Raw genomic sequence first — 20,552 nt, forward strand, 5'->3', positions numbered from 1 at the left:
CATTGCAACAGCCTGACTATCATGTATGGGAGCCTGAATGATTGAATCACCGTTATTGCAGAATATAACCGGATACGCCGGTGGCCAGTGGCAACAAGCCGCTGCTGATACCTTTGACGTGGATAACCCGGCAACCGGCGCCGTTATTGCCAAGGTGCCGTTTGTAACCGAGCAACAGGTGCAAGATGCCATAGCCGCGGCAAAAAAAGCCGAAAAACTGACCACGCCCTACCCGCTGGAAACCCGCCGTAAGTGGCTGGAAGACATTCGTGATGCCCTGACCGCCAATCGCGCAGAGATGGGCCGTATTCTGTGCCTTGAACACGGCAAACCTTTAAACGAAGCCCAGGGCGAAGTGGATTACGCCGCCGGCTTCTTCGATTACTGCGCCAAAAATATTGAGGTGTTGAGCCCGCGTAACCTGGACGAAAGGCCCAAAGGTTGCAGTTGGACCGTGCATTTTCGCCCGGTCGGCGTGGTGGGCCTGATTACGCCCTGGAACTTCCCCATTGGCATGATTGCCAAAAAGCTGTCGGCGGCTCTGGCAGCCGGTTGCCCGTCGGTGATCAAGCCCGCCAGCGCCACCCCGCTGACCATGGTTGCGCTGTTCACTCTGATGGATAAATACGTTGATCTGCCCGCGGGTATGGTGAATCTGGTGATGGGTAAGGCCAGCATGATCGGCAAAGCGCTGAGCGAAAGCCCGGATGTGCCCATGCTCAGCTTTACCGGGTCTACAGAAGTGGGGCGCCAGCTGATCATAGACAGCGCCGATTCAGTGAAAAAACTGGCGCTGGAGCTGGGTGGTAACGCGCCGTTTATCGTGTTTGACGACGCCGACCTGGACGCCGCGGTTGATAACCTGATGGCCAACAAATTCCGCGGCAGTGGCCAGACCTGCGTGTGCGCTAACCGTATTTTTGCCCACGAAAAAATTGTCGAAAGCTTTAGCCAGAAACTGGCCGAACGGGTAAGAAAAATGACCGTGGGTGACGGCATCAACGGTGATGTGGACCTGGGCCCGCTGATCAACCGTGACGGCTATAATAAGGTCAAACGCCACTTGGAAAACGCGTTAGAGCAGGGCGCCACTTTGGTAGCCGGTAAAAAGCCGTCAGAATTGAACGATGACGATTTGTTTTTCCCGCCCACGGTCATCACTGGCGTAACCCCGCAAATGTGTTGCTCGCGGGAAGAAACCTTTGGTCCGTTGGTGCCCATTGCCAGCTTTAGCGATGAAAACGAAGTAATCGCTGCCGGTAACGACACCGAGTTTGGCCTGGCCTCTTACGTGTTCACTGCCGATGTCAAACGCGCCCAGCGCGTAGCGGCCGGGCTGCGTTTTGGTCACGTGGGCTGGAACACCGGCACAGGCCCCACGCCGGAAGCGCCATTTGGTGGTATGAAAATGTCGGGTACTGGCCGTGAAGGCGGCGAAGAAGGGCTGTTTGAATTCACCGAAGCGCAAACCGTACCCCGCGGGTTTTAGTCGCGCCGGCTAGCCAAACAAGCGTTATCGCTTGTCAGTGAAAGCGTGAAAGCGTGAAAGAGTGAACTAAAACGGTGGGCCGCGGCTCACCGTTTTTTTGGCTAAAACCCATGGAATTTGCCCCCATGCACCCGTATTCGGCAAGGGCGATTCAAGGCTGGTATACTTTCCGACCTGTTTATTTAACCAGTAGCGATATTTTATGGACGTTTCCTACATTATCGACGGCCTGAACGACGCCCAGCGCGAGGCGGTGACGGCAGAAAGCGATCACTTGCTGGTTCTGGCCGGCGCCGGCAGTGGCAAAACCCGGGTGCTGGTACACCGCATGGCGTGGCAGATGCAGGTGAACCGGGTACCGGCAACCGGCCTTCTGGCGGTGACCTTTACCAACAAGGCCGCCAAGGAAATGCGCCACCGCATTGAGGAGATGATGAACATACCCTCTCGCGGCCTGTGGATTGGCACCTTCCACGGTATTGCCCATCGCCTGCTGCGCGCCCACTGGAAAGACGCAAACCTGCCGGAAAACTTCCAGGTACTGGACAGCGACGACCAGCTGCGCATGGTGAAGCGGGTAATGCGCGAAGCCCAAATCGACGAAACCCAGTTCCCGCCCAAGCAGGCCCAGTGGTGGATCAGCAGCCAGAAAGACGAAGGTCTGCGCGCTGACAATATTCAGGAAAATCCCGGTGACCACTTCACCAGCACCATGGTGCGGGTGTACCGCCAGTACGAAAAACTGTGCCAGCAAAGCGGCCTGGTGGATTTTGGCGAATTGCTGCTGCGCTCTCACGAACTCTGGCTGCACCGCCCGGAACTGCTGGCCCATTACCAGCAGCGCTTTCAGCACATTCTGGTGGACGAGTTTCAGGACACCAACGCCATTCAATACGCCTGGCTGCAAGTTCTGGCCAGCAACCGCGTGCCATTAACCGTGGTGGGCGACGACGACCAGTCTATTTACGGCTGGCGCGGCGCCAAAGTCGAAAACATCCAGCAGTACCAGCGCGATTTCCCCAACGCCCGTCTGGTAAAGCTGGAGCAGAATTACCGCTCTACCAAGCTGATCCTGAAAGCCGCCAACTCGGTGATTGACAACAATCAGGGCCGCTTGGGTAAAGAACTGTGGAGCGACGGGGTTGACGGTGAACCGGTCAGCCTTTACGCCGCGTTTAACGAGCAAGACGAAGCCAACTACATTGCCGACACCATCACCAGCTGGGTGCAAGACGGCAATCTGCGCGCCGAATGCGCGATTCTTTACCGCTCCAACGCCCAGTCCCGCGTACTGGAAGAATCGCTGATGCGCCAAGGCATCCCATACCGGGTTTACGGCGGCCTGCGCTTCTATGATCGCCAGGAAATTCGCAACGCACTGGCTTACCTGCGCCTGGTGCATTACCGCCGCGACGACGCTGCGTTTGAGCGGGTGGTAAATCTGCCACCGCGGGGCATAGGGGCCAAAAGCCTGGCCGATTTGCGCCAATACGCCGGCAAGCAAAGCATCTCAATGTGGGAATCCGCCCAGCGCATGCTGGACGCCGGCCAGATGAAAGGCCGCGCAAAAACCGGATTGCAGAAATTCCTGTCGATCATCGAAGAACTGTCTGCGCTGGCGGAACATGGAACCCTTCATGGCCTAATGCAGCAGACCATCGACGACAGCGGTTTGAAGGAGTACCACGCCAGCGAAAAAGGTGAAAAGGGCCAGGGGCGGGTAGAAAACCTGGAAGAGCTGGTAAATGCGTTGACGACTTACGAAGTGGAGGAGGGCATTGATCCGCTGTCTGAATTCATCGCCCAGGCTGCGCTGGACGCTGGTGAAGCTCAGGCGGAAGACCACGAAGACAGCGTGCAGTTAATGACTCTGCACTCTGCAAAAGGGTTGGAGTTCCCGCTGGTGTTCATGGCCGGCGTTGAAGAAGGTCTGTTCCCCCACAGCATGTCGTTGGAGGAACCGGGACGTATGGAGGAAGAGCGCCGTCTTGCGTATGTGGGCATTACCCGCGCGATGAAGAAGCTGATAATCACCTACGCCGAATCCCGCCGTTTGTACGGTCAGGAAAAGTTCAATGCGCTGTCGCGGTTCGTGCGGGAAATCCCTGGCGACTGTATTCAAGAAGTGCGGCTGCGCAATACGGTGACCCGCCCGGCCATGGTGGCGCGGCCTAACGAAAGTATGTTCAGCCAGGAATCGGCCAAGCAGTCGGGTTTCAGCCTGGGGCAGCAGGTTATGCATCCGAAGTTCGGCGAAGGCACGGTGATGAACAGCGAAGGCAGCGGCCATCACACCCGGATTCAGGTTAACTTTGATGACGGTGCCAAGTGGCTGGTATTGGCGTATGCGCCGCTGGAGGCTTGTTAAAGCTTTGGCTGTTTGCACGGTGTAAAAGCTGCGGCCAAAACCCAAACCTACATCAGAACCGCAAAAATCACCCCAGCCAGAATCACCCGGTAAACCACGTATGGCCACATACCCACTTTATTCAGCCACTTCAGGAAGAAGTGGATGGCTGTGATGGCCATAACGAATGAAGTAACGCCGCCGATCAGAAAGCCCGTCCAGTCTACAGCGGTGTCCGTCATCGCCACTTCCAGAATTTTTACACTCGCCGCCAGCGCCGTAATCGGGATGGCCAGCAGGAATGAAAAGCGGGATGCTGCTTCGCGGCTGAGGCCCAGAAACAGGCCGGCGGTGATGGTGATGCCTGAGCGCGAGGTGCCGGGCACCAGGGCAATGGCCTGGGCCAGGCCAACAATCAGCGCGTCTTTCCAGCGAATGGAGTCCAGCGAGCGATCGCGTTTGGGTATCCAGTCGGCCACACCCAACAGCAAACCGAACACCAGGGTGGTGGTGAAAATGATCGCAGGTGAGCGTAGCTCGTTATCAATCATATCCAGCAGCGCCAATCCTGCCAGGCCTGCGGGGATGGTGCCTATCACAAGATAAAACGCCATGGCGCCCTGGCCCACAATCCGGCGCTGGACCATGGATACCAAGCCGTCGCGGGCAATGCCGAACACATCGCGGCGGAAGTAGAGCACCACCGCCAGCAGAGTGCCCACGTGAACGGCCAGGTCAAAGCCTACGCCCTGGTCCTGCCAGCCCAGCAGGGCCGGTGTAAGAATAAGGTGGGCAGAGCTGGAGATGGGCAGAAATTCTGTCAGCCCCTGCAGCAGGCCAAGAAAAACCGCCTGAAAAAAGTCCATATCGTATCAATCCAAGGTTTCACAACAATCCGGGGCGCTAAAGCAGACCAAGGTATTACACACATCAAGGATCAGGACTGGTCTGGCACTTCGCGGATACGGCCCACTTCATCAATCGCCACGTAAACGAAGCGGCCTTCGGTCACCTTGCGGCGATCTTCGGAGTAGCGGTCCATAGTCCACACTTCTACTTTAATATTCATTGAGCTACGGCCAATTTCGATCAGCTCGCAATAGCAGCCAACCTGCGAGCCAACCCGCACCGGCGACAAAAACTCCATCCGGTCCATAGCCACAGTGGCGCTGCGGCCTTGGGATATCCTGGCTGCCAAAGTGGCCGCAGCAATATCCATTTGCTTCACCAGCCAGCCCGCGAACACATCGCCGTTGGCGTTGGTATCGCCGGGGAATGGAATGATTCGCAGGATTAACTCGCCGAGGGGCATTGGGTTGTCGTCGTCAAAAGTGCTCATCACACAGACCTTTAAGAAAAGTGGCGGACCGCCAGTTTGGCAGATTCCTTAATTGTTTGGCTGCATGGTAATGCCGCGCCTGCCATTTGTCAGGTGTGTTCGCGGTTCTGATGGTGAATTTAGATAATTTCAGCCTTTGTCACAAACCTGTCACAGAGAATGCCTAATCTTGGGCCATCAAAACAGCAGATGTCGATATAAAAAGTGATGCAACCCAGGAGAAACACGGTGACTAAACTCTATAAAGCTCTGACAACAGTAACCCTTGCTGGCGCAATTGCGGCACTTTCGGCTCCGGCCATGGCTCGCGACACCATCAGCATTGTCGGCTCGTCAACGGTATATCCTTTTGCGACCGTGGTTGCCGAGCGCTTCGGGCGTAACACCGATTTCGCGACGCCCAAGATTGAGTCTACCGGTTCCGGTGGCGGCCTGAAGCTGTTCTGTCAAGGTGTTGGCACCCAACACCCAGACATCACCAACGCTTCCCGTCGCATGAAGAAGAGCGAATTCGACATGTGCCAGGCCAACGGCGTCAAGGAAATCACCGAAGTACGTATCGGTGCTGACGGTATCGTTATGGCAAACTCCAAGGAAGCGGAAAAGCTCGACTTGTCCCTGAAGCAAATTTTCCTGGCACTGGCTAAAGATGTACCTAACCCAGACGGTAGCAACGAGCTGGTAGCCAACCCTTACATGAACTGGAGTGAAATCGACGCCAGCCTTCCGAATATTGCCATCAGCGTAATGGGCCCGCCTCCGACTTCAGGCACCCGCGACGCGTTTGTTGAGTTGGCGATGGAAAGCGGTTGCAAACAGTTCCCCATGATCGCGCAGATGGAAGACGAGGACGAAGACAAGTTCAAGACCGTATGTCACAGCATGCGTGACGACGGCCCGTTCGTTGAAGCCGGTGAAAACGATAACCTGATTGTTCAGCGTCTGGCCCAGGATCCGGAAACGCTCGGTATCTTCGGCTACAGCTTCCTGATGGAAAACACTGGCCAGATCCAGGCCGCGACCGTGAACGGCGTCGAACCGACTCCCGAAGCGATTTCCAGCGATCAATATCCAGTAGCCCGTTCACTGTGGTTCTACGTCAAAAAGGCGCACGTGGGTGTTGTTCCTGGTATCCAGGAATACATTTCCGAGTTCACTAGCGAAGGCACCTGGGGTGATAACGGCTACCTGGTCGACGTAGGCCTGATACCAAGCCCGCGCAACGAGCGCATGAGGATTGCCAAAGCAGTGAAAGAACTGACGCTGATGACGGGTAACGAGTTATAAGGCCAGTCAGGCAACGTCAAGGATGACGACGAAACAACGCGGGCTTTCAAGCCTGCGTTGTTTCGTTGCGGTTGTATGAATATTTTTATGCGGCAAACTGGCAGAATAGGCGCCCAGTTAACTTAAAACCACCAACACAGAGACTGTTATGCAGACGGCCAATCTTCTGCCCCTGGTTCTGGTTCTCGCCGTGGTTGCCTATGGCCTCGCTTATATGCGATCCCGGGCTGTGGCAGCGCCCCTTGGCGGCATCCGGAATCTCAAGGCTCTCCCTTTTTATTACGCGGCGCGAGCAGCACTTTGGTGTGCTATCCCGGCATTGATTGTGCTAGCGGTCTGGGCCGGTTTTGAAGACAAGGTCATTCAGGGCATTGTGATTGCATCGCTGCCCCCGGATACCTGGCCCGAGTCGGCCGGACAGGCAAGCCTGATTCTTTCTCAAATCAGCAACGTGGCAGCTGGCAGCCTCAACCCTGAGTTTTTGCCGGAGCATATTACCGGGGCGGCTTCATTGCTGGAAGCTATGCAAGACAAGAGCGGGAACTTTAAGGCCATCCTGGTTGTGTTGATTGCCGTGTTGGGAGCAACTTTTGCCTGGACCCGCGTAGCGCCCCACATAAACGCCAGAAAAAACGTGGAAACCACCCTGCGTCGAATCTTCTTTGTGTGTGCCGCCTTGGCCGTGTTGACCACCGCAGGCATCGTATTCTCGGTCTTTCTTGAAACCCTGCGTTTCTTCGACAGAGTGCCGATTACTGAGTTCCTGTTCGGGACCAGCTGGAGTCCTCAAACCGCTTTACGGATCGATCAGATAGGTTCCGAAGGCGCTTTCGGTGTTATTCCCCTATTTACCGGCACCCTGCTGATTTCTGCCATCGCTTTGCTGGTTGCAGTGCCCGTTGGCTTGCTGTCCGCCATCTATCTCTCAGAATATGCGAGCAAGCGTATGCGGTCGACGGTAAAGCCTGTGCTGGAGATGCTGGCGGGCATTCCGACCGTTGTTTACGGCTTTTTCGCTGCGTTGACCGTTGCCCCGTTTATCCGCGACCTTGCTGCAATAGTGGGCCTTGAAGCCTCTTCTCAGAGTGCCTTGGCCGCTGGCCTGGTGATGGGAATCATGATTGTGCCGTTCGTGTCATCGCTGTCAGATGATGTGATCAGTGCGGTACCTCAGACCATGCGCGATGGCTCGTTGGCTCTGGGTGCGACACAGTCGGAAACCATGAAGAAGGTGATTTTTCCGGCGGCCTTGCCGGGCATTATTGGCGGCATTCTGCTGGCGGCGTCCCGTGCCATCGGTGAAACCATGATTGTGGTCATGGCGGCAGGCCTAGCGGCCAACCTGACGGCCAATCCGCTGGACTCTGTAACCACCGTAACCGTGCAGATTGCGACACTGCTGGTGGGTGACCAGGAGTTCGACAGCGCCAAGACGCTTTCGGCCTTCGCTCTGGGCATGCTGCTGTTCATTGTCACGCTGCTGCTCAACGTACTCGCACTGAAAATCGTACGTAAATATAGGGAACAGTATGACTGATCAACGTTCTCAGGCGGAGATCGTCCGCAAATCACTGAAACGCCGGTACCGTACGGAACGTCGATTCCGGCTGTACGGAATTCTGGCGATTTTCATTGCACTCGCGTCCCTGTTTATCCTGTTCGCCGACATCATCAGCAAGGGACATACAGGTTTCGTAAAGACCACCATCACCCTGGACGTGACTCTCGATTCCGGAATGATGTACCTGGATGACCCGACTGATTTAGATCAATGGTCTAGCGCGGATTTTAAGGCGCCGATTATCGCCGCCTTGCAGGCGCAGGTTCCTCAGGCAGCCAGCGCGGCTGAGAAGCGTGAGCTGGGCCGTTTTCTGGGTACCTTCGCAGACAGCGAAATCCGCGATTTACTGACAAAAAATCCGGAGCTTTTGAATACCACCCAAACCATTGAGTTTCCCACTCATGATCGGGTGTCGGTCTACGTCAAGCATGCGGACAATCCGCAGTACAGCATCAAACTTTCCGAACAGCAGCAACTCTGGGTCGACGAGCTGTTGCAGAAAGGGATTATCGATACCAGCTTCAACGACGTGCTGTTCAGTCGAGGCGACTCCAGAGAGCCTGCCAACGCCGGTGTTCTTGGTGCGATTGTCGGTTCCTTATTGACCATGCTGGTGACCCTGGCCATTTCATTTCCCGTGGGAATTGCGGCGGCAGTCTATCTGGAAGAGTTCGCGCCCCAGAACAAGCTCACCGATTTTATCGAAGTGAATATCAATAACCTGGCCGCGGTACCGTCTATCATCTTTGGTTTGCTAGGCTTGGCGGTATTCATAAACCTGTTCGGAATGCCCCGGTCGGTTCCTGTCGTCGGTGGTTTGGTGCTTGCGTTAATGACGCTTCCAACCATCATCATTTCCAGCCGTGCCGCCATCAAGAGTGTCCCGCCTTCAATACGGGAGGCGGCCGAGGGTGTTGGCGCCTCCAAGATGCAGGTGGTGCTTCACCATGTGGTGCCCCTGGCGATGCCCGGTATGCTGACCGGCTCCATCATCGGTATGGCTCAGGCTCTGGGCGAAACCGCACCGCTGCTGCTGATTGGCATGGTGGCGTTTATCGTGGATGTACCTGACGGGCTTTTCAGTTCAGCCACCGTGCTGCCGGTACAGATTTATCTCTGGGCGAGCAGCTCCGAGCAAGGTTTTGTGGAGCTGGCATCTGCCGCTATCATGGTGCTGCTTACCTTCATGATCATTATGAACGCATTGGCGATCTGGCTGCGCAAGCGGCTTGAGCGTCGCTGGTAAGGAGAAGGATATGAACACGATGAGTCCGAGTATTTCCGCAGAAGCCGACATGCGAAGCAAGGGGGCAGCGGTTCCTGTGCCTGATGGCCGGCGCAAAGATACCCTGATGGAAGACAAGCCCGAAGATACTGTGATTGAAGAAGGTAAGACGGTTGGAAAGCCATTTACCGCCGACCCTAAATTCAAGCTGCGTAATGTGGACGTTTCCTACGGCGCAGACCGGGCGATCAAAAATATCAGCCTGGATATTGGCCGAAACGAGGTTATTGCTTTCATCGGTCCTTCTGGTTGCGGTAAATCAACCTTTTTGCGATGCCTGAATCGCATGAATGACAGCATCGATATTTGCCGCGTCAAAGGCTCCCTTGAGCTGGACGAGCAGAACATCTATGACTCCAAGCGGGACGTGGTTGAACTGAGGGCCAGGGTAGGCATGGTGTTCCAAAAGCCGAATCCCTTTCCAAAATCGATCTACGACAATGTAGCCTATGGGCCCCGAATTCACGGGCTGGCAAATCGCAAGTCCGAGCTTGACGACATTGTCGAAAACAGCCTTCGCAAGGCGGGCTTGTGGAACGAGGCTAAAGACCGTCTGGACGCCATGGCAACCGGTATGTCCGGCGGCCAGCAGCAGCGGCTGTGTATTGCCCGCGCCATTGCCGTCAGTCCGGAAGTGATCCTGATGGACGAGCCCTGCTCGGCCCTTGACCCGATTGCAACGGCACGGGTGGAAGAACTGATCGCCGAGATGTCCGAAAGCTACACCATCGTCATTGTGACTCACTCCATGCAACAGGCGGCTCGGGTTTCCAATCGCACCGCTTATTTCCACATGGGTCACCTTGTTGAAGTGAATGAAACCGACACGGTGTTTACCTCGCCCCAGCACCCGCTGACCGAATCCTATATTACCGGCCGTTTCGGCTAAGCCTGCCTGTGCCGGTAAGGCCAGATTATTTACGGAGCAATACAATGCCGAATAACAAAGACCAGGTGTATGGCGATCACATCTCCCAGCGTTTCAACAATGAGCTGCTGGAACTGAAAACCCGTTTTCTGGAAATGGGCGGGCTGGTGGAAGCGCAGATTGGCAGTGCCGTGCAGGCGCTGACCGCCAATGACAGCGTTCTTGCGGAACAAGTGAGCGCGGGAGACCGTGGCGTTGACCAGATGGAAATTGGCATCGATGAAGAGGCCATACTCATTATCGCCCGGCGTCAGCCCGCGGCGCGGGATCTGAGACTGGTGATTGCGGTCATTAAAATGGTGGTTGACCTGGAACGGGTGGGCGACGAAGCCAAAAAAATCGCCAAACTGGCGCTGAAGCTGGAGGCAGAGGGCCAGACATCACTGGGCTACGTGGAAGTCCGCCACATTGGCAGCCATGTGCAAGCCATGCTGCACGATTCCCTGGACGCCTTTGCGCGGCTGGACGCCGAACAGGCGCTGCGAGTGATGAAAGAAGACAAACGGGTGGATGAAGAGTATCAGGCTGCGGCGCGCACCCTTCTGACCCATATGATGGAAGACACCCGCAACATCTCCCGCTGCATGTCGATCATGTGGGTACTGCGGGCTCTGGAACGGGTAGGCGACCACGCCTGTAACATTGCTGAAAACGTGATTTTCATGGTTAAGGGTGAGGATGTACGCCATACGCCGATGGAAGAGACGGAGCGGGTAGTGGGGCGGTAGGGTAAAGTTTAGCGTTAAGCCGAGATTCGTGTTGATGCCTTGCCTGCTTGGCGTTGAAGGGCGCTGGTTTAATTGACGTCTGCGGCCGTTGTTTCCGATCTACCTGTTCGGCAGCTACACCCTTTTATTACAACAGAGATGTATTAAAAGGGTGTGATGGTTGGTTTCCAAGTCAGAAGGTTGTAACTTCTTCAGTGGCGTAGCCGTCGACGTCATTAATTGGTATTTCTGACTGTCTTGTCACAGGCCGTACCTTGGACTTAGAGCACGATAGGGGGATTTCACTGGTTTTCGTCTAGGCCGGAGCAGAGATAAGAGTGCCGACATTCGGAAAGCATGAGGAGGGAAGCTTGTGACTGAACAAGTTAACTATATCGCTCACGTTAAACAAGATTCTAAAGGGAGCTGGTCCGAGCCCCACCTGCTTCATGAACACCTCGAAAAAGTGGCGGAACTAAGCGCGCGCTTCGCCGAAAAGTGCCAGTCAGAAGGTTGGGGTTTTGCTGCGGGGCTTTGGCACGATCTGGGCAAGTACCGGTCCGGCTTTCAAATGTACATCCGTGATGCATCCGGCTTTGAGCGTGAGAACGCACATGTGGAACAAGGAGCGCACTCTCCCAGGGTTACGCATTCCACAGCTGGCGCCGTTCACGCAATTAATCAGTGGCCGTCTATTCCAGGTTACATTCTGGCTTATCTCATTAGTGGACATCACGCTGGACTACCAGATTGGTCCGGAGGTCGGGGGTCTTTGGAGCACCGGCTTGCTGAAGCAACAAAAGAATACCAAGAGTCTCTTGCCGCTGGGGTCCCAGAACAACTGTTAACGGCAGCGCAGCCCGCTGTTCCAGATGTGGCGCGCAGCCTGAAATCTATTGCTCTCTGGATGCGCATCCTGTTTTCAAGCCTTGTTGACGCCGACTTTCTGGATACAGAAAGTTATATGTCTCCTGAAAAGGTTGGCAAAAGAAACCAATACCCGCAGTTAGATGAACTTCATAGTCTGTTTTTCGAAAAAATGAGCACGCTTCAGAAAAACGCCGAGCAAACGCCTCTGAACGTCATTCGGAAATCGATTTTTGAAGCATGCCACCGTGAAGCCTATGAAGCCCCTGGTATTTTTAGCCTCACCGTGCCGACAGGCGGCGGTAAAACGCTGGCCAGTTTGGGGTTTGCCCTCGAGCATGCAAAGCAGCATGGCAAGTCCCGAATCGTCTATGCCATTCCCTTTACTAGCATCATCGAACAAAACGCAGACGTATTCCGGGGGTTTCTTGGGGACACCGCGGTGTTGGAACACCATAGCAGCCTGGATATTGATCAGCGTGCTGAAAACGCCGGCTCCAGACTGGCAGCTGAAAACTGGGATGCGCCTCTTATTGTGACAACCAATGTCCAGCTGTTTGAGTCACTGTTTGCATCCCGCACAAGCCGTTGTCGAAAGCTGCATAACCTGGTTAACAGCATCATCATTCTGGACGAAGCACAGCAGGTTCCCCGGGATTTTCATGCACCGATTACGCAAGCCATGCAACAGATGAGCGATCATTTCGGCGTGACCTGGGTTCTCTGTACTGCGACCCAACCTGAACTGGGCCAACAAACGGATGCCTTTGACCGAACCCTCCACGAAGGTTTGAGCAACATAAGCGAAATTATTCCTGACCCAATTGGCCTGGCCCAGAATCTAAAGCGAGTCGAGATTGAACTTCCGCAAAATGTTGACCAACCTACAACGTGGGAAAGCCTTGCATGGCAGGTCGCCAATGAAGCCTGCGCTCTGGTTATTGTTAACAAACGCCAAGATGCTAAAACAGTCTACGAACTTTTGCCGGATGATGGGGATACCTATCATCTATCGGCCAATATGTGTGCGGAACATCGCTCTGTGGCACTCAAGGAGATTCGTCAGAAACTGATAGCAAGGCGTAATGGTGATACAACGCCTCTACGGGTGATCAGCACCCAGCTGATTGAGGCGGGTGTCGATGTTGATTTTCCAGTTGTCTTTCGCGCAATGGCTGGCCTGGATTCGATAGCCCAGGCTGCCGGGCGCTGTAACCGCGAGGGCAAAATGCCCCAACCCGGCAGGGTGGTTGTGTTTCAGCCTGAAACCTTACCGCCGCCAGGTTTTCTGCGCCAGGCGGCCCAAACGACTCTGGAACTGCTCAAGAGCGGCCAACTCGACGACCCCTTCAGCCCTGCGGCTATGCAGGCATTTTTCACCAAATTGAATTACCTGGGCAACCGGGATGCTCACGGAATTTGCGAGTTACTGCACGCAAAGACTTCGCCGGACGCGCCTTTAGAGATTCAATTCAGGGAGGCCGCCAAAAAATTCCGACTGATTGACGACGTCGGTATCGGCGTTGTGGTGCCTTTCTGCCCGGAAGGGCATGAAGAAAGCCCGGTACATATTTGGTTGGCCGCACTGGAGAAAGACTCTTCACAAAAATGGGCCCATCGGAAACTCCAGCGCTACAGCGTCACTCTGCCAGAAAGACTCGCTAAGCAACTTCATTCTGCCGGCGCTTTGTACGAACGTGCTGGCAAATTTGTTATTGAAACCAGCAATTACCACCCGGTTTGGGGCATGCAGCCACCTGGCAATCTACTGTCTGCGGCGGGTAGTGTGATTTAGGAGAAAATATGGGATTTTGTCTGGAAATCAGTGGTGAGTTCGCGTGTTTTACACGGCCCGAAATGAAAGTTGAGCGGGTCAGTTACGACGTGATTACACCCTCCGCTGCACGAGCGATCTTTGAAGCCATTCTCTGGAAACCTGCAATTCAATGGCATATCACTCGGATTGAAGTGCTTAACCCTATCAAGTGGATGAACCTCAGGCGCAACGAGGTTGAGTCGATTATTTCCGCTCGTACCGCGCAGACAGCGATGAAAAATGGCTCTGGGCATCTCGGCATTTATGTCGATGAAGAGCGACAACAAAGAGCCAGCCTGCTCTTAAAAGATGTCCGCTACAGGCTACATGGCGAATTCACTATGACGGAAAAAGCGGGTCCGCAAGACTCAGCGGCAAAATTTGCGGATATGTTTCGGCGACGCGCGGAGAAAGGTCAATGTTTTAATCAACCGTATCTGGGATGCCGTGAGTTTACCTGTGATTTCGCATTAGTAGATGGCGACACCGCTAACCCTGATCCAATTAATGACACCCGCGATTTGGGATTTATGCTCTACGATCTGGATTATTCGAATCCAGCGTCGCCGACGCCTCTTTTCTTTCGAGCCCACATTGAAAACGGCAGTCTGGACGTGCCTGCTCGACACAGCCCGGAGGTGCGCGGATGATTCTGCAAGCTCTGTGCGAATATTACGATCGCAAAAAAATATCTGACAACCCGTTGCCTCAAGTTGGCTTTGAAGAAAAAGAAATCTCGTTTGTTATTGTTTTGGACTTGGACGGTCGCTTCGTTTTGCTCAGAGATACGCGGGAAATTCAGAGCAAGGGAAAGCCGCTTGCAAAAAGTTTCATTGTTCCTCAGGGCCCAAAACGAATGGGAGGGAAGGCTTACGAAACCGCATATTGCCTCTGGGATCATTACGGCTATGTGCTGAATCAGCCAAAAGTCGCTCGACCAGACAGTAATCCCAGCGCTAAAGAAATCGATATGGCGGCTAAGCAACATAAAGCGTTTGTTGAGCTGGTTGGCCAGCTACATAACGAAATACCGAACGACGACGGTGTAAAGGCCGTACATGCGTTCTTGGCAAGCGAAACCGAGAAGGAAAAAGTTAAAGCATCGCCTGAATTTCAGGAGTGTTTGAAAATACCCGGCTGTAATCTGACATTTCAACTGGCGATAGAAAACCACCTGATATGCCAGTCGTCTAAGGTACAGTATTGGATTCGCGAACAGCCATTAGGCATTGATAATCAGCCTGGTATTTGCTTGGTAACAGGCGAGAAAACCAATATTGCCCGCCTGCACCCTTCCGTCAAAGGTGTATGGGGTGCGCAAATGGCCGGCGCGAATATTGTTTCGTTCAATATTGACTCGTTCAATTCCCGGGGTAAAGAAAAGGGCAACAACGCACCCGTTGGCGAAGAAGCAGCCGTCAAATACACAACGGCTTTGAATCAGCTACTGCGCACGGCCAGTCCTACGCGGTTACAACTGAACGAAACATCTATGGTTTGGTGGTCTTCCGGTAAAAATGCGTTGGAAGCCGATATGTCATCGTTTTTCAATGATGCGCCGAAAGATGATCCAGAGCGCGGTACCAGAGCCGTTAAACAACTTTTCGAAAGTCTTCACAGTGGCGCTGTAAATAAGTCAGAGGGTAGCGAGCGTTTTTACTTGCTCGGCTTGTCTCCCAATGCTGCTCGCATTTCCATCCGCTTCTGGCAGGTGGGTACTGTTGCCGAATTTAGTGAGCGCTTAGGGCAGTGGTTCAAAGATATTGAGATCATCTCCAGAAATTTCGAGTACCCGCCTTTAAAGCCGCTACTGCGCTCTACCGCATTGCTGGGCAAAGACGAAAATCTTCCGCCACACCTGATTGGAGAAACCGTTCGCGCCATATTAATGGGGTTACCTTTGCCTGCAAGCCTGCTTCAAGCGGTTATTAAACGCATCAAAGCCGAGCAGGGGTATATAACCTTCCACCGCGCGAGCCTCATCAAAGGCTATCTCAACCGTTTATACCGTTACCGGCAGTCGAGCAACAAGGAAATTACTATGGCTTACAACTCTGAAGAAAAACGGATTGGCTATAGGCTGGGGTGTCTGTTTGCGATTTTGGAAAAACTGCAAAACGACGCTAACCCTGGCCTCAACGCGACAATTAGGGATCGTTATTACAGCAGTGCCAGTTGCACCCCAAGAGCAGTGTTTGGCACGCTAATGCGGCTCCACGCCCACCACCTGAAAAAGTTACCTCACCACGGACAACGGGTGAATATGGAAAAACGAATTGCTGCGGTTATGGCCGACATCAATGAGTTTCCCGCTCACTTGCCGCTGGAAGATCAGGGCCTGTTTGCTATCGGCTACTACCATCAGCGCCAGGAACTGTTTACAAAAAAAGGCACGGAAACAAGCAAAGTACAAACCGAAGGAGCTGAAGCATGAGCCTGAATAACCGTTATGAGTTTGTTTTTCTGTTTGACGTTAAAGACGGTAACCCGAACGGTGATCCCGATGCAGGCAACCTGCCGAGGATCGATGCTGAAACGGGTCAGGGGCTGGTTACGGACGTGTGCCTTAAACGTAAAATACGCAATTATGTGGGCATGGTAAAAGAAGAAACTCCACCGTTTGAAATCTATATCAAAGAGAAGGCGGTTTTGAACCGCAGCAATTTGCGTGCGTATGAGGCGCTCGAGCTTAAGCACGAGTCAAAGAAGCTGCCCAAGAAGGAAGAAGATGCAAAGCGAATAACCCAGTGGATGTGCCAGAACTTTTTTGACATTCGCACCTTTGGCGCCGTTATGTCGACTGAGGTGAATACTGGTCAGGTTCGCGGCCCGATTCAAATGAATTTTGCCAGAAGTATTGATCCCGTCGTCAGCGCGGAGCACAGCATTACCCGCATGGCCGTCACGACTGAAAAAGAGGCGGAACAACAAGGCGGTGACAACCGCACAATGGGTCGTAAGTTTACGATTCCCTACGGCCTTTACCGTTGCCATGGTTATGTTTCTGCCAACTTGGCTGGGCAGACAGGCTTCAGCGAAGAAGACCTGGAGCTGTTTTGGGATGCGTTGATTAATATGCTGGACCATGACCGATCAGCCAGTCGTGGTGAAATGTCGCCCTGCGCCCTTTACGTGTTCAAGCACGAATCCGCGCTTGGTAATGCCCCTGCCAGAAAGCTGTTTGAACTGATAGAAATCCACAAAGTTTCTGATGGTCCGGCGCGGGATTTCAGAGATTATGAGGTCACTGTTCACCGCGATAGACTTCCAAAAGGTATTGAACTGACGGCGCTTCTGGACTGAGCCAACACCTTGCATTTTAGTGTTAGAGGGAGTTTGATCAGGGATGAAACAATGTTCATCGATATCGTTCAACGGCCATGCGCTTAGGAGAATGTTCGAGAGAGGCCTGATGAATAACGAGGTTCTGTTCGCTATTCAGACAGGTGAAGTGATAATGGATTATCCTGATGACAGGCCGCATCCAAGCCAGCTTCGGCTCGGCTGGGTGGGCGAAAAAGCGATTCATGTTGTGGTGTCGCAAGCCTCGGAAAACGATGCCTGTTACGTGATCACAGCATACTATCCAGCGCTGGCCATTTGGGCTGATGACTTCAAAACCAGGAGGTCTTGAATGAAATGCGTAATTTGCAAGCAGGGTGAAACCTATTCTGGCGTCACCACTGTCACGTTGACCCGCGGTGAGGCAACAATAGTGATTAAGAAAGTGCCGGCAGATATTTGTGAAAACTGTGGCGAATATTACCTGAGCGATGAAATCTCGGGTAAAACCCTCGCGATGGCAGAGAAAGCCATGAAACTGAATCATGAGGTTGAGGTCATTCAGTTCGCGGCTTAGGGAGGCCCCGTCGCCAATGCAGGACGAAAAGTTCATTCCGCTCTCTGCGTTGCAGCATTATGCCTTCTGCCCGAGACAGTGTGCGTTAATTCATAACGAGCAGTTATGGGCTGAGAACTGGCTGACGGCGCAAGGGCAAGTGTTGCATAAACGAGTCGATAATGGTCCGCCTGAAACTCGTAAAGGAACGCGCTATGAGCGAGGTGTTCTTGTGAGTGCAGAAACAATCGGTCTAACGGGTAAGTTGGATTTGGTTGAGATTGACCTATCGACCAACGCAGTGAAACCGGTTGAGTACAAAAGAGGAAAGCCGAAGAAGGACAGTTCGGATCGAGTTCAGCTGTGCGCTCAAGGATTATGTCTTGAAGAGATGAGAGGGCAACCCGTGAGCTCAGGCGCGCTTTGGTATTGGCAGACTCGTCGCAGAGATGAAGTGGCATTTACCGATGAGCTACGTGAAGAGACTCACCACGTTATTCAGAAAGTACGTCAATTGTTGATCAGCGGCCAAACCCCACTGGCAGTCTATGAAAAAAAGTGTGATGCCTGTTCGCTCTACGATTTATGCAACCCCAAGTTACTGAGTCGAGACCGAAGTACCCGTTATGTTGAAGACCTTTTCGACGACGGAGAGGCTCAATGAAGAAACTTCAAAACAGCCTCTACATCACGCGGCAGGGCGTATATGTTCATAAAGAGAGAGAAACCATCGTTATCGAGCATGAGCGTAAAAAACTGATGCAGCTTCCGATTCACTCGGTCTCTGGAGTTTTCTGTTTTGGTAATGTTTTGGTATCACCAGCGCTGATGGGTTTTTGTGGAGAAAAGGGCGTTAACCTTGCATTTTTCACTGAATATGGCCGTTTTTATGGCCGACTTCAGGGTAAAACGTCCGGCAATGTTCTGCTGCGTCGGGCGCAATATCACGCAGATGAGCAAAAAACGCTGGAAATTGCCCGTTCGGTGATAGCTGCAAAACTGGTGGGTGGAAGAAATGTTCTTCTACGCCATAAGCGTAACCACGGTGTTAGTGCTCCAATCGAGCATGCGGTGAAGCATTTGGCCGCATCTGTACGTATGGCACGGCACACCAATAATCTGGACTCGTTACGCGGAATTGAAGGCGATGCTGCAGCCACCTATTTTTCTGTTTTTGAGCTGCTAATTAATGAAAAGCTGCGAGGCGACTTCCCATTTACCGGGCGCAATCGCCGCCCACCCCGCGATCCAGTTAATGCACTCCTATCATTCGTTTATTCCATTTTAGGTCAGGATATCAGTGCGGCCTTGAACGGAGTTGGTCTAGATCCGCAGGTTGGTTTTTTGCACGCAGACCGACCAGGAAGAGATAGTTTGGCGCAAGATCTGCTTGAGGAGTTCCGGCCCTGGCTGGCGGATAGATTGGTTTTGAGCTTGATCAATCGACGGCAGTTAAAAGCGTCGGATTTTATAACCGAAGCTTCGGGTGCCGTCAGATTAGCTGACGGCGCGCGGAAACAGTTACTGATTGCCTACCAAGAAAGAAAGCAGCAAGAAGTGATGCATCCATTCCTCAAAGAAAAAGTACTGATAGGCATCATTCCCCACATTCAGGCCATGCTGCTTGCTCGTCATTTAAGAGGCGATCTGGAGCGATATCCGCCATGCGTACTCAGGTAGTAGTTTGAAATGATGGTACTTATAACCTATGACATCTCGATGGAGGATTCTGGTGGCGCGGCACGGTTGAGACGTGTTGCTAAAGCCTGTTTGGATTATGGCGTGAGGGTTCAATATTCTGTTTTTGAATGTGAGATTGACCCAGCTCAGTGGGCTTTTTTTAGAGATCAATTGCTCCGACTTTATAACCCTGCAAAAGACAGTCTCCGATTTTATAAGTTGGGTAAAAATTGGAAGAACCGTATTGAACACCATGGTGCCAAACCTGCACCAGACATTTTCCGAGACGCGATGATTTTGTAAACGCTAACCGGAAGTGCTCATTAAAAACCCGTGATGTTAGCGCAAGGCCAGTTCCGGCGATGGGACTGGCTTTGTTCGTTTTTAGCGCGAAGTTGTAGCGCGCAAATAATCGTTATGAAATACGTTAGCGATCTTTGCACTGTAGAGCGCCCGTTATCAATGAGATATGATCGGGCAGTCGCGCCCCCTGCGGGCGCGTGGATTGAAACGCTTACAGTTGGCGTCCGTGCCATCCGATGCGGTGTCGCGCCCCCTGCGGGCGCGTGGATTGAAACATTTGGCATTGTCGGCTCCTTCGGCTTTGTCGGGTCGCGCCCCCTGCGGGCGCGTGGATTGAAACAGATAAAAGTGTGCGTTGTAAAAAGTTGGCATGGTGTCGCGCCCCCTGCGGGCGCGTGGATTGAAACAGCCACACGCGCCTGCAATTGCTCAACCTGGTCAGTCGCGCCCCCTGCGGGCGCGTGGATTGAAACTAGGTTTGGCCACCTACTTTACCGGCTTGTATTTCGTCGCGCCCCCTGCGGGCGCGTGGATTGAAACGCATGACCACGTTTACGTTTTCGCCAAAATACGGGTCGCGCCCCCTGCGGGCGCGTGGATTGAAACCGCTTTGTGTACCGAACCCCGCCAACGCAAAGAATGTCGCGCCCCCTGCGGGCGCGTGGATTGAAACCTGTTTTACAGGCGAAAGAGAGGATGCGCGGCTGGTCGCGCCCCCTGCGGGCGCGTGGATTGAAACCAATATCGAATATTAGAATCATTCCAGAGGGATCGTCGCGCCCCCTGCGGGCGCGTGGATTGAAACAGCAGAGGCGAGAAAGACAGCTAAACGGAATCATGTCGCGCCCCCTGCGGGCGCGTGGATTGAAACACATTACCCCATGCGCCATATGGTGCATTGAGAAAGTCGCGCCCCCTGCGGGCGCGTGGATTGAAACTGTGATGCTTTGTGCGGCTCACTCCCCATCCTCGTCGCGCCCCCTGCGGGCGCGTGGATTGAAACGTTCCAAAAGATATGACGAACTGATGCGGTCCACATTGTCGCGCCCCCTGCGGGCGCGTGGATTGAAACATTCCGTTATCTGCCGGCCCACCGTCGTCCAAA

Annotated in this window: 18 protein-coding genes and 1 CRISPR repeat array (1 of these 19 cut by a window edge); of the genes, 16 read left to right on the forward strand and 2 right to left on the reverse strand. The window is 53.5% G+C overall.

Features of this window, described 5'->3' with window-relative positions; translation table 11 throughout:
* Positions 1-37 precede the first annotated feature (37 nt).
* Complete coding sequence (locus MELB17_RS01270) at positions 38-1,489, forward strand: aldehyde dehydrogenase family protein (protein WP_007348301.1); 1,452 nt, start codon at positions 38-40, stop codon at positions 1,487-1,489.
* Between the two features lie 202 nt (positions 1,490-1,691).
* A complete protein-coding gene (gene uvrD, locus MELB17_RS01275) occupies positions 1,692-3,857 on the forward strand; it encodes a DNA helicase II (protein ID WP_007348302.1) in 2,166 nt (721 codons plus the stop codon).
* Positions 3,858-3,904: 47 nt separating this feature from the next.
* Here the strand turns inward: uvrD and MELB17_RS01280 are convergent, their stop codons facing one another.
* Positions 3,905-4,702 carry an undecaprenyl-diphosphate phosphatase gene (locus MELB17_RS01280; RefSeq protein WP_007348303.1) on the reverse strand — a complete coding sequence of 266 codons (798 nt, stop codon included), beginning with the start codon at positions 4,700-4,702 and terminating at the stop codon, positions 3,905-3,907.
* A 71-nt stretch (positions 4,703-4,773) separates the two neighbouring features.
* Entirely contained in the window at positions 4,774-5,175 is a 402-nt protein-coding gene (locus MELB17_RS01285; RefSeq protein ID WP_007348304.1) for an acyl-CoA thioesterase, read from the reverse strand.
* A 228-nt stretch (positions 5,176-5,403) separates the two neighbouring features.
* Here MELB17_RS01285 and MELB17_RS01290 point away from each other — a divergent pair, with 228 nt between their 5' ends.
* From MELB17_RS01290 to cas2, 14 genes are all read left to right on the forward strand, one after another.
* Positions 5,404-6,462, forward strand: a complete 1,059-nt coding sequence (locus MELB17_RS01290) for a substrate-binding domain-containing protein (protein ID WP_007348305.1) — start codon at positions 5,404-5,406, stop codon at positions 6,460-6,462.
* Positions 6,463-6,610: 148 nt separating this feature from the next.
* The gene (gene pstC, locus MELB17_RS01295) at positions 6,611-7,999 is read left to right on the forward strand and encodes a phosphate ABC transporter permease subunit PstC (protein ID WP_007348306.1); all 1,389 of its coding nucleotides are present in this window, start codon (positions 6,611-6,613) and stop codon (positions 7,997-7,999) included.
* The gene (pstA, locus tag MELB17_RS01300) at positions 7,992-9,269 is read left to right on the forward strand and encodes a phosphate ABC transporter permease PstA (RefSeq protein ID WP_007348307.1); all 1,278 of its coding nucleotides are present in this window, start codon (positions 7,992-7,994) and stop codon (positions 9,267-9,269) included. The genes pstC and pstA overlap by 8 nt, the downstream gene beginning before the upstream one ends.
* Positions 9,270-9,279: 10 nt before the next feature.
* A complete protein-coding gene (gene pstB / locus MELB17_RS01305; RefSeq protein ID WP_007348308.1) occupies positions 9,280-10,197 on the forward strand; it encodes a phosphate ABC transporter ATP-binding protein PstB in 918 nt (305 codons plus the stop codon).
* Between the two features lie 44 nt (positions 10,198-10,241).
* Positions 10,242-10,964, forward strand: coding sequence for a phosphate signaling complex protein PhoU (phoU, locus tag MELB17_RS01310; RefSeq protein WP_007348309.1), 723 nt, complete (start codon positions 10,242-10,244; stop codon positions 10,962-10,964).
* A 352-nt stretch (positions 10,965-11,316) separates the two neighbouring features.
* Entirely contained in the window at positions 11,317-13,605 is a 2,289-nt protein-coding gene (locus tag MELB17_RS01315; protein WP_007348310.1) for a CRISPR-associated helicase/endonuclease Cas3, read from the forward strand.
* Positions 13,606-13,613: 8 nt separating this feature from the next.
* Positions 13,614-14,276: a type I-C CRISPR-associated protein Cas5c gene (cas5c, locus tag MELB17_RS01320; RefSeq protein ID WP_007348311.1), complete on the forward strand. Its 663-nt coding sequence runs from the start codon at positions 13,614-13,616 to the stop codon at positions 14,274-14,276.
* Positions 14,273-16,060: a type I-C CRISPR-associated protein Cas8c/Csd1 gene (gene cas8c, locus MELB17_RS01325; RefSeq protein ID WP_007348312.1), complete on the forward strand. Its 1,788-nt coding sequence runs from the start codon at positions 14,273-14,275 to the stop codon at positions 16,058-16,060. The genes cas5c and cas8c overlap by 4 nt, the downstream gene beginning before the upstream one ends.
* The gene (gene cas7c, locus MELB17_RS01330) at positions 16,057-16,929 is read left to right on the forward strand and encodes a type I-C CRISPR-associated protein Cas7/Csd2 (protein ID WP_007348313.1); all 873 of its coding nucleotides are present in this window, start codon (positions 16,057-16,059) and stop codon (positions 16,927-16,929) included. The genes cas8c and cas7c overlap by 4 nt, the downstream gene beginning before the upstream one ends.
* 43 nt (positions 16,930-16,972) lie before the next feature.
* On the forward strand, positions 16,973-17,260 hold the full coding sequence (locus MELB17_RS01335) for a DUF4258 domain-containing protein (RefSeq protein ID WP_036183095.1): 288 nt from the start codon (positions 16,973-16,975) through the stop codon (positions 17,258-17,260).
* The gene (locus MELB17_RS01340; protein WP_007348315.1) at positions 17,261-17,485 is read left to right on the forward strand and encodes a type II toxin-antitoxin system MqsA family antitoxin; all 225 of its coding nucleotides are present in this window, start codon (positions 17,261-17,263) and stop codon (positions 17,483-17,485) included.
* 16 nt (positions 17,486-17,501) lie between these two features.
* Positions 17,502-18,128 (forward strand): CRISPR-associated protein Cas4, encoded by a 627-nt coding sequence (gene cas4, locus MELB17_RS01345; RefSeq protein WP_007348316.1) that lies wholly within the window; start codon positions 17,502-17,504, stop codon positions 18,126-18,128.
* Entirely contained in the window at positions 18,125-19,144 is a 1,020-nt protein-coding gene (gene cas1c / locus MELB17_RS01350; RefSeq protein ID WP_007348317.1) for a type I-C CRISPR-associated endonuclease Cas1c, read from the forward strand. Before cas4 ends, cas1c begins: the two co-directional genes overlap by 4 nt.
* Before the next feature lie 9 nt (positions 19,145-19,153).
* Positions 19,154-19,447: a CRISPR-associated endonuclease Cas2 gene (cas2, locus tag MELB17_RS01355; RefSeq protein ID WP_007348318.1), complete on the forward strand. Its 294-nt coding sequence runs from the start codon at positions 19,154-19,156 to the stop codon at positions 19,445-19,447.
* Positions 19,448-19,624: 177 nt separating this feature from the next.
* Positions 19,625-20,552: a CRISPR direct-repeat array (repeat unit 32 nt; unit sequence GTCGCGCCCCCTGCGGGCGCGTGGATTGAAAC) (it continues 2,671 nt past the right edge of the window).

Source organism: Marinobacter sp. ELB17 (assembly GCF_000169375.1).
In the GTDB taxonomy this organism is placed as follows: domain Bacteria; phylum Pseudomonadota; class Gammaproteobacteria; order Pseudomonadales; family Oleiphilaceae; genus Marinobacter.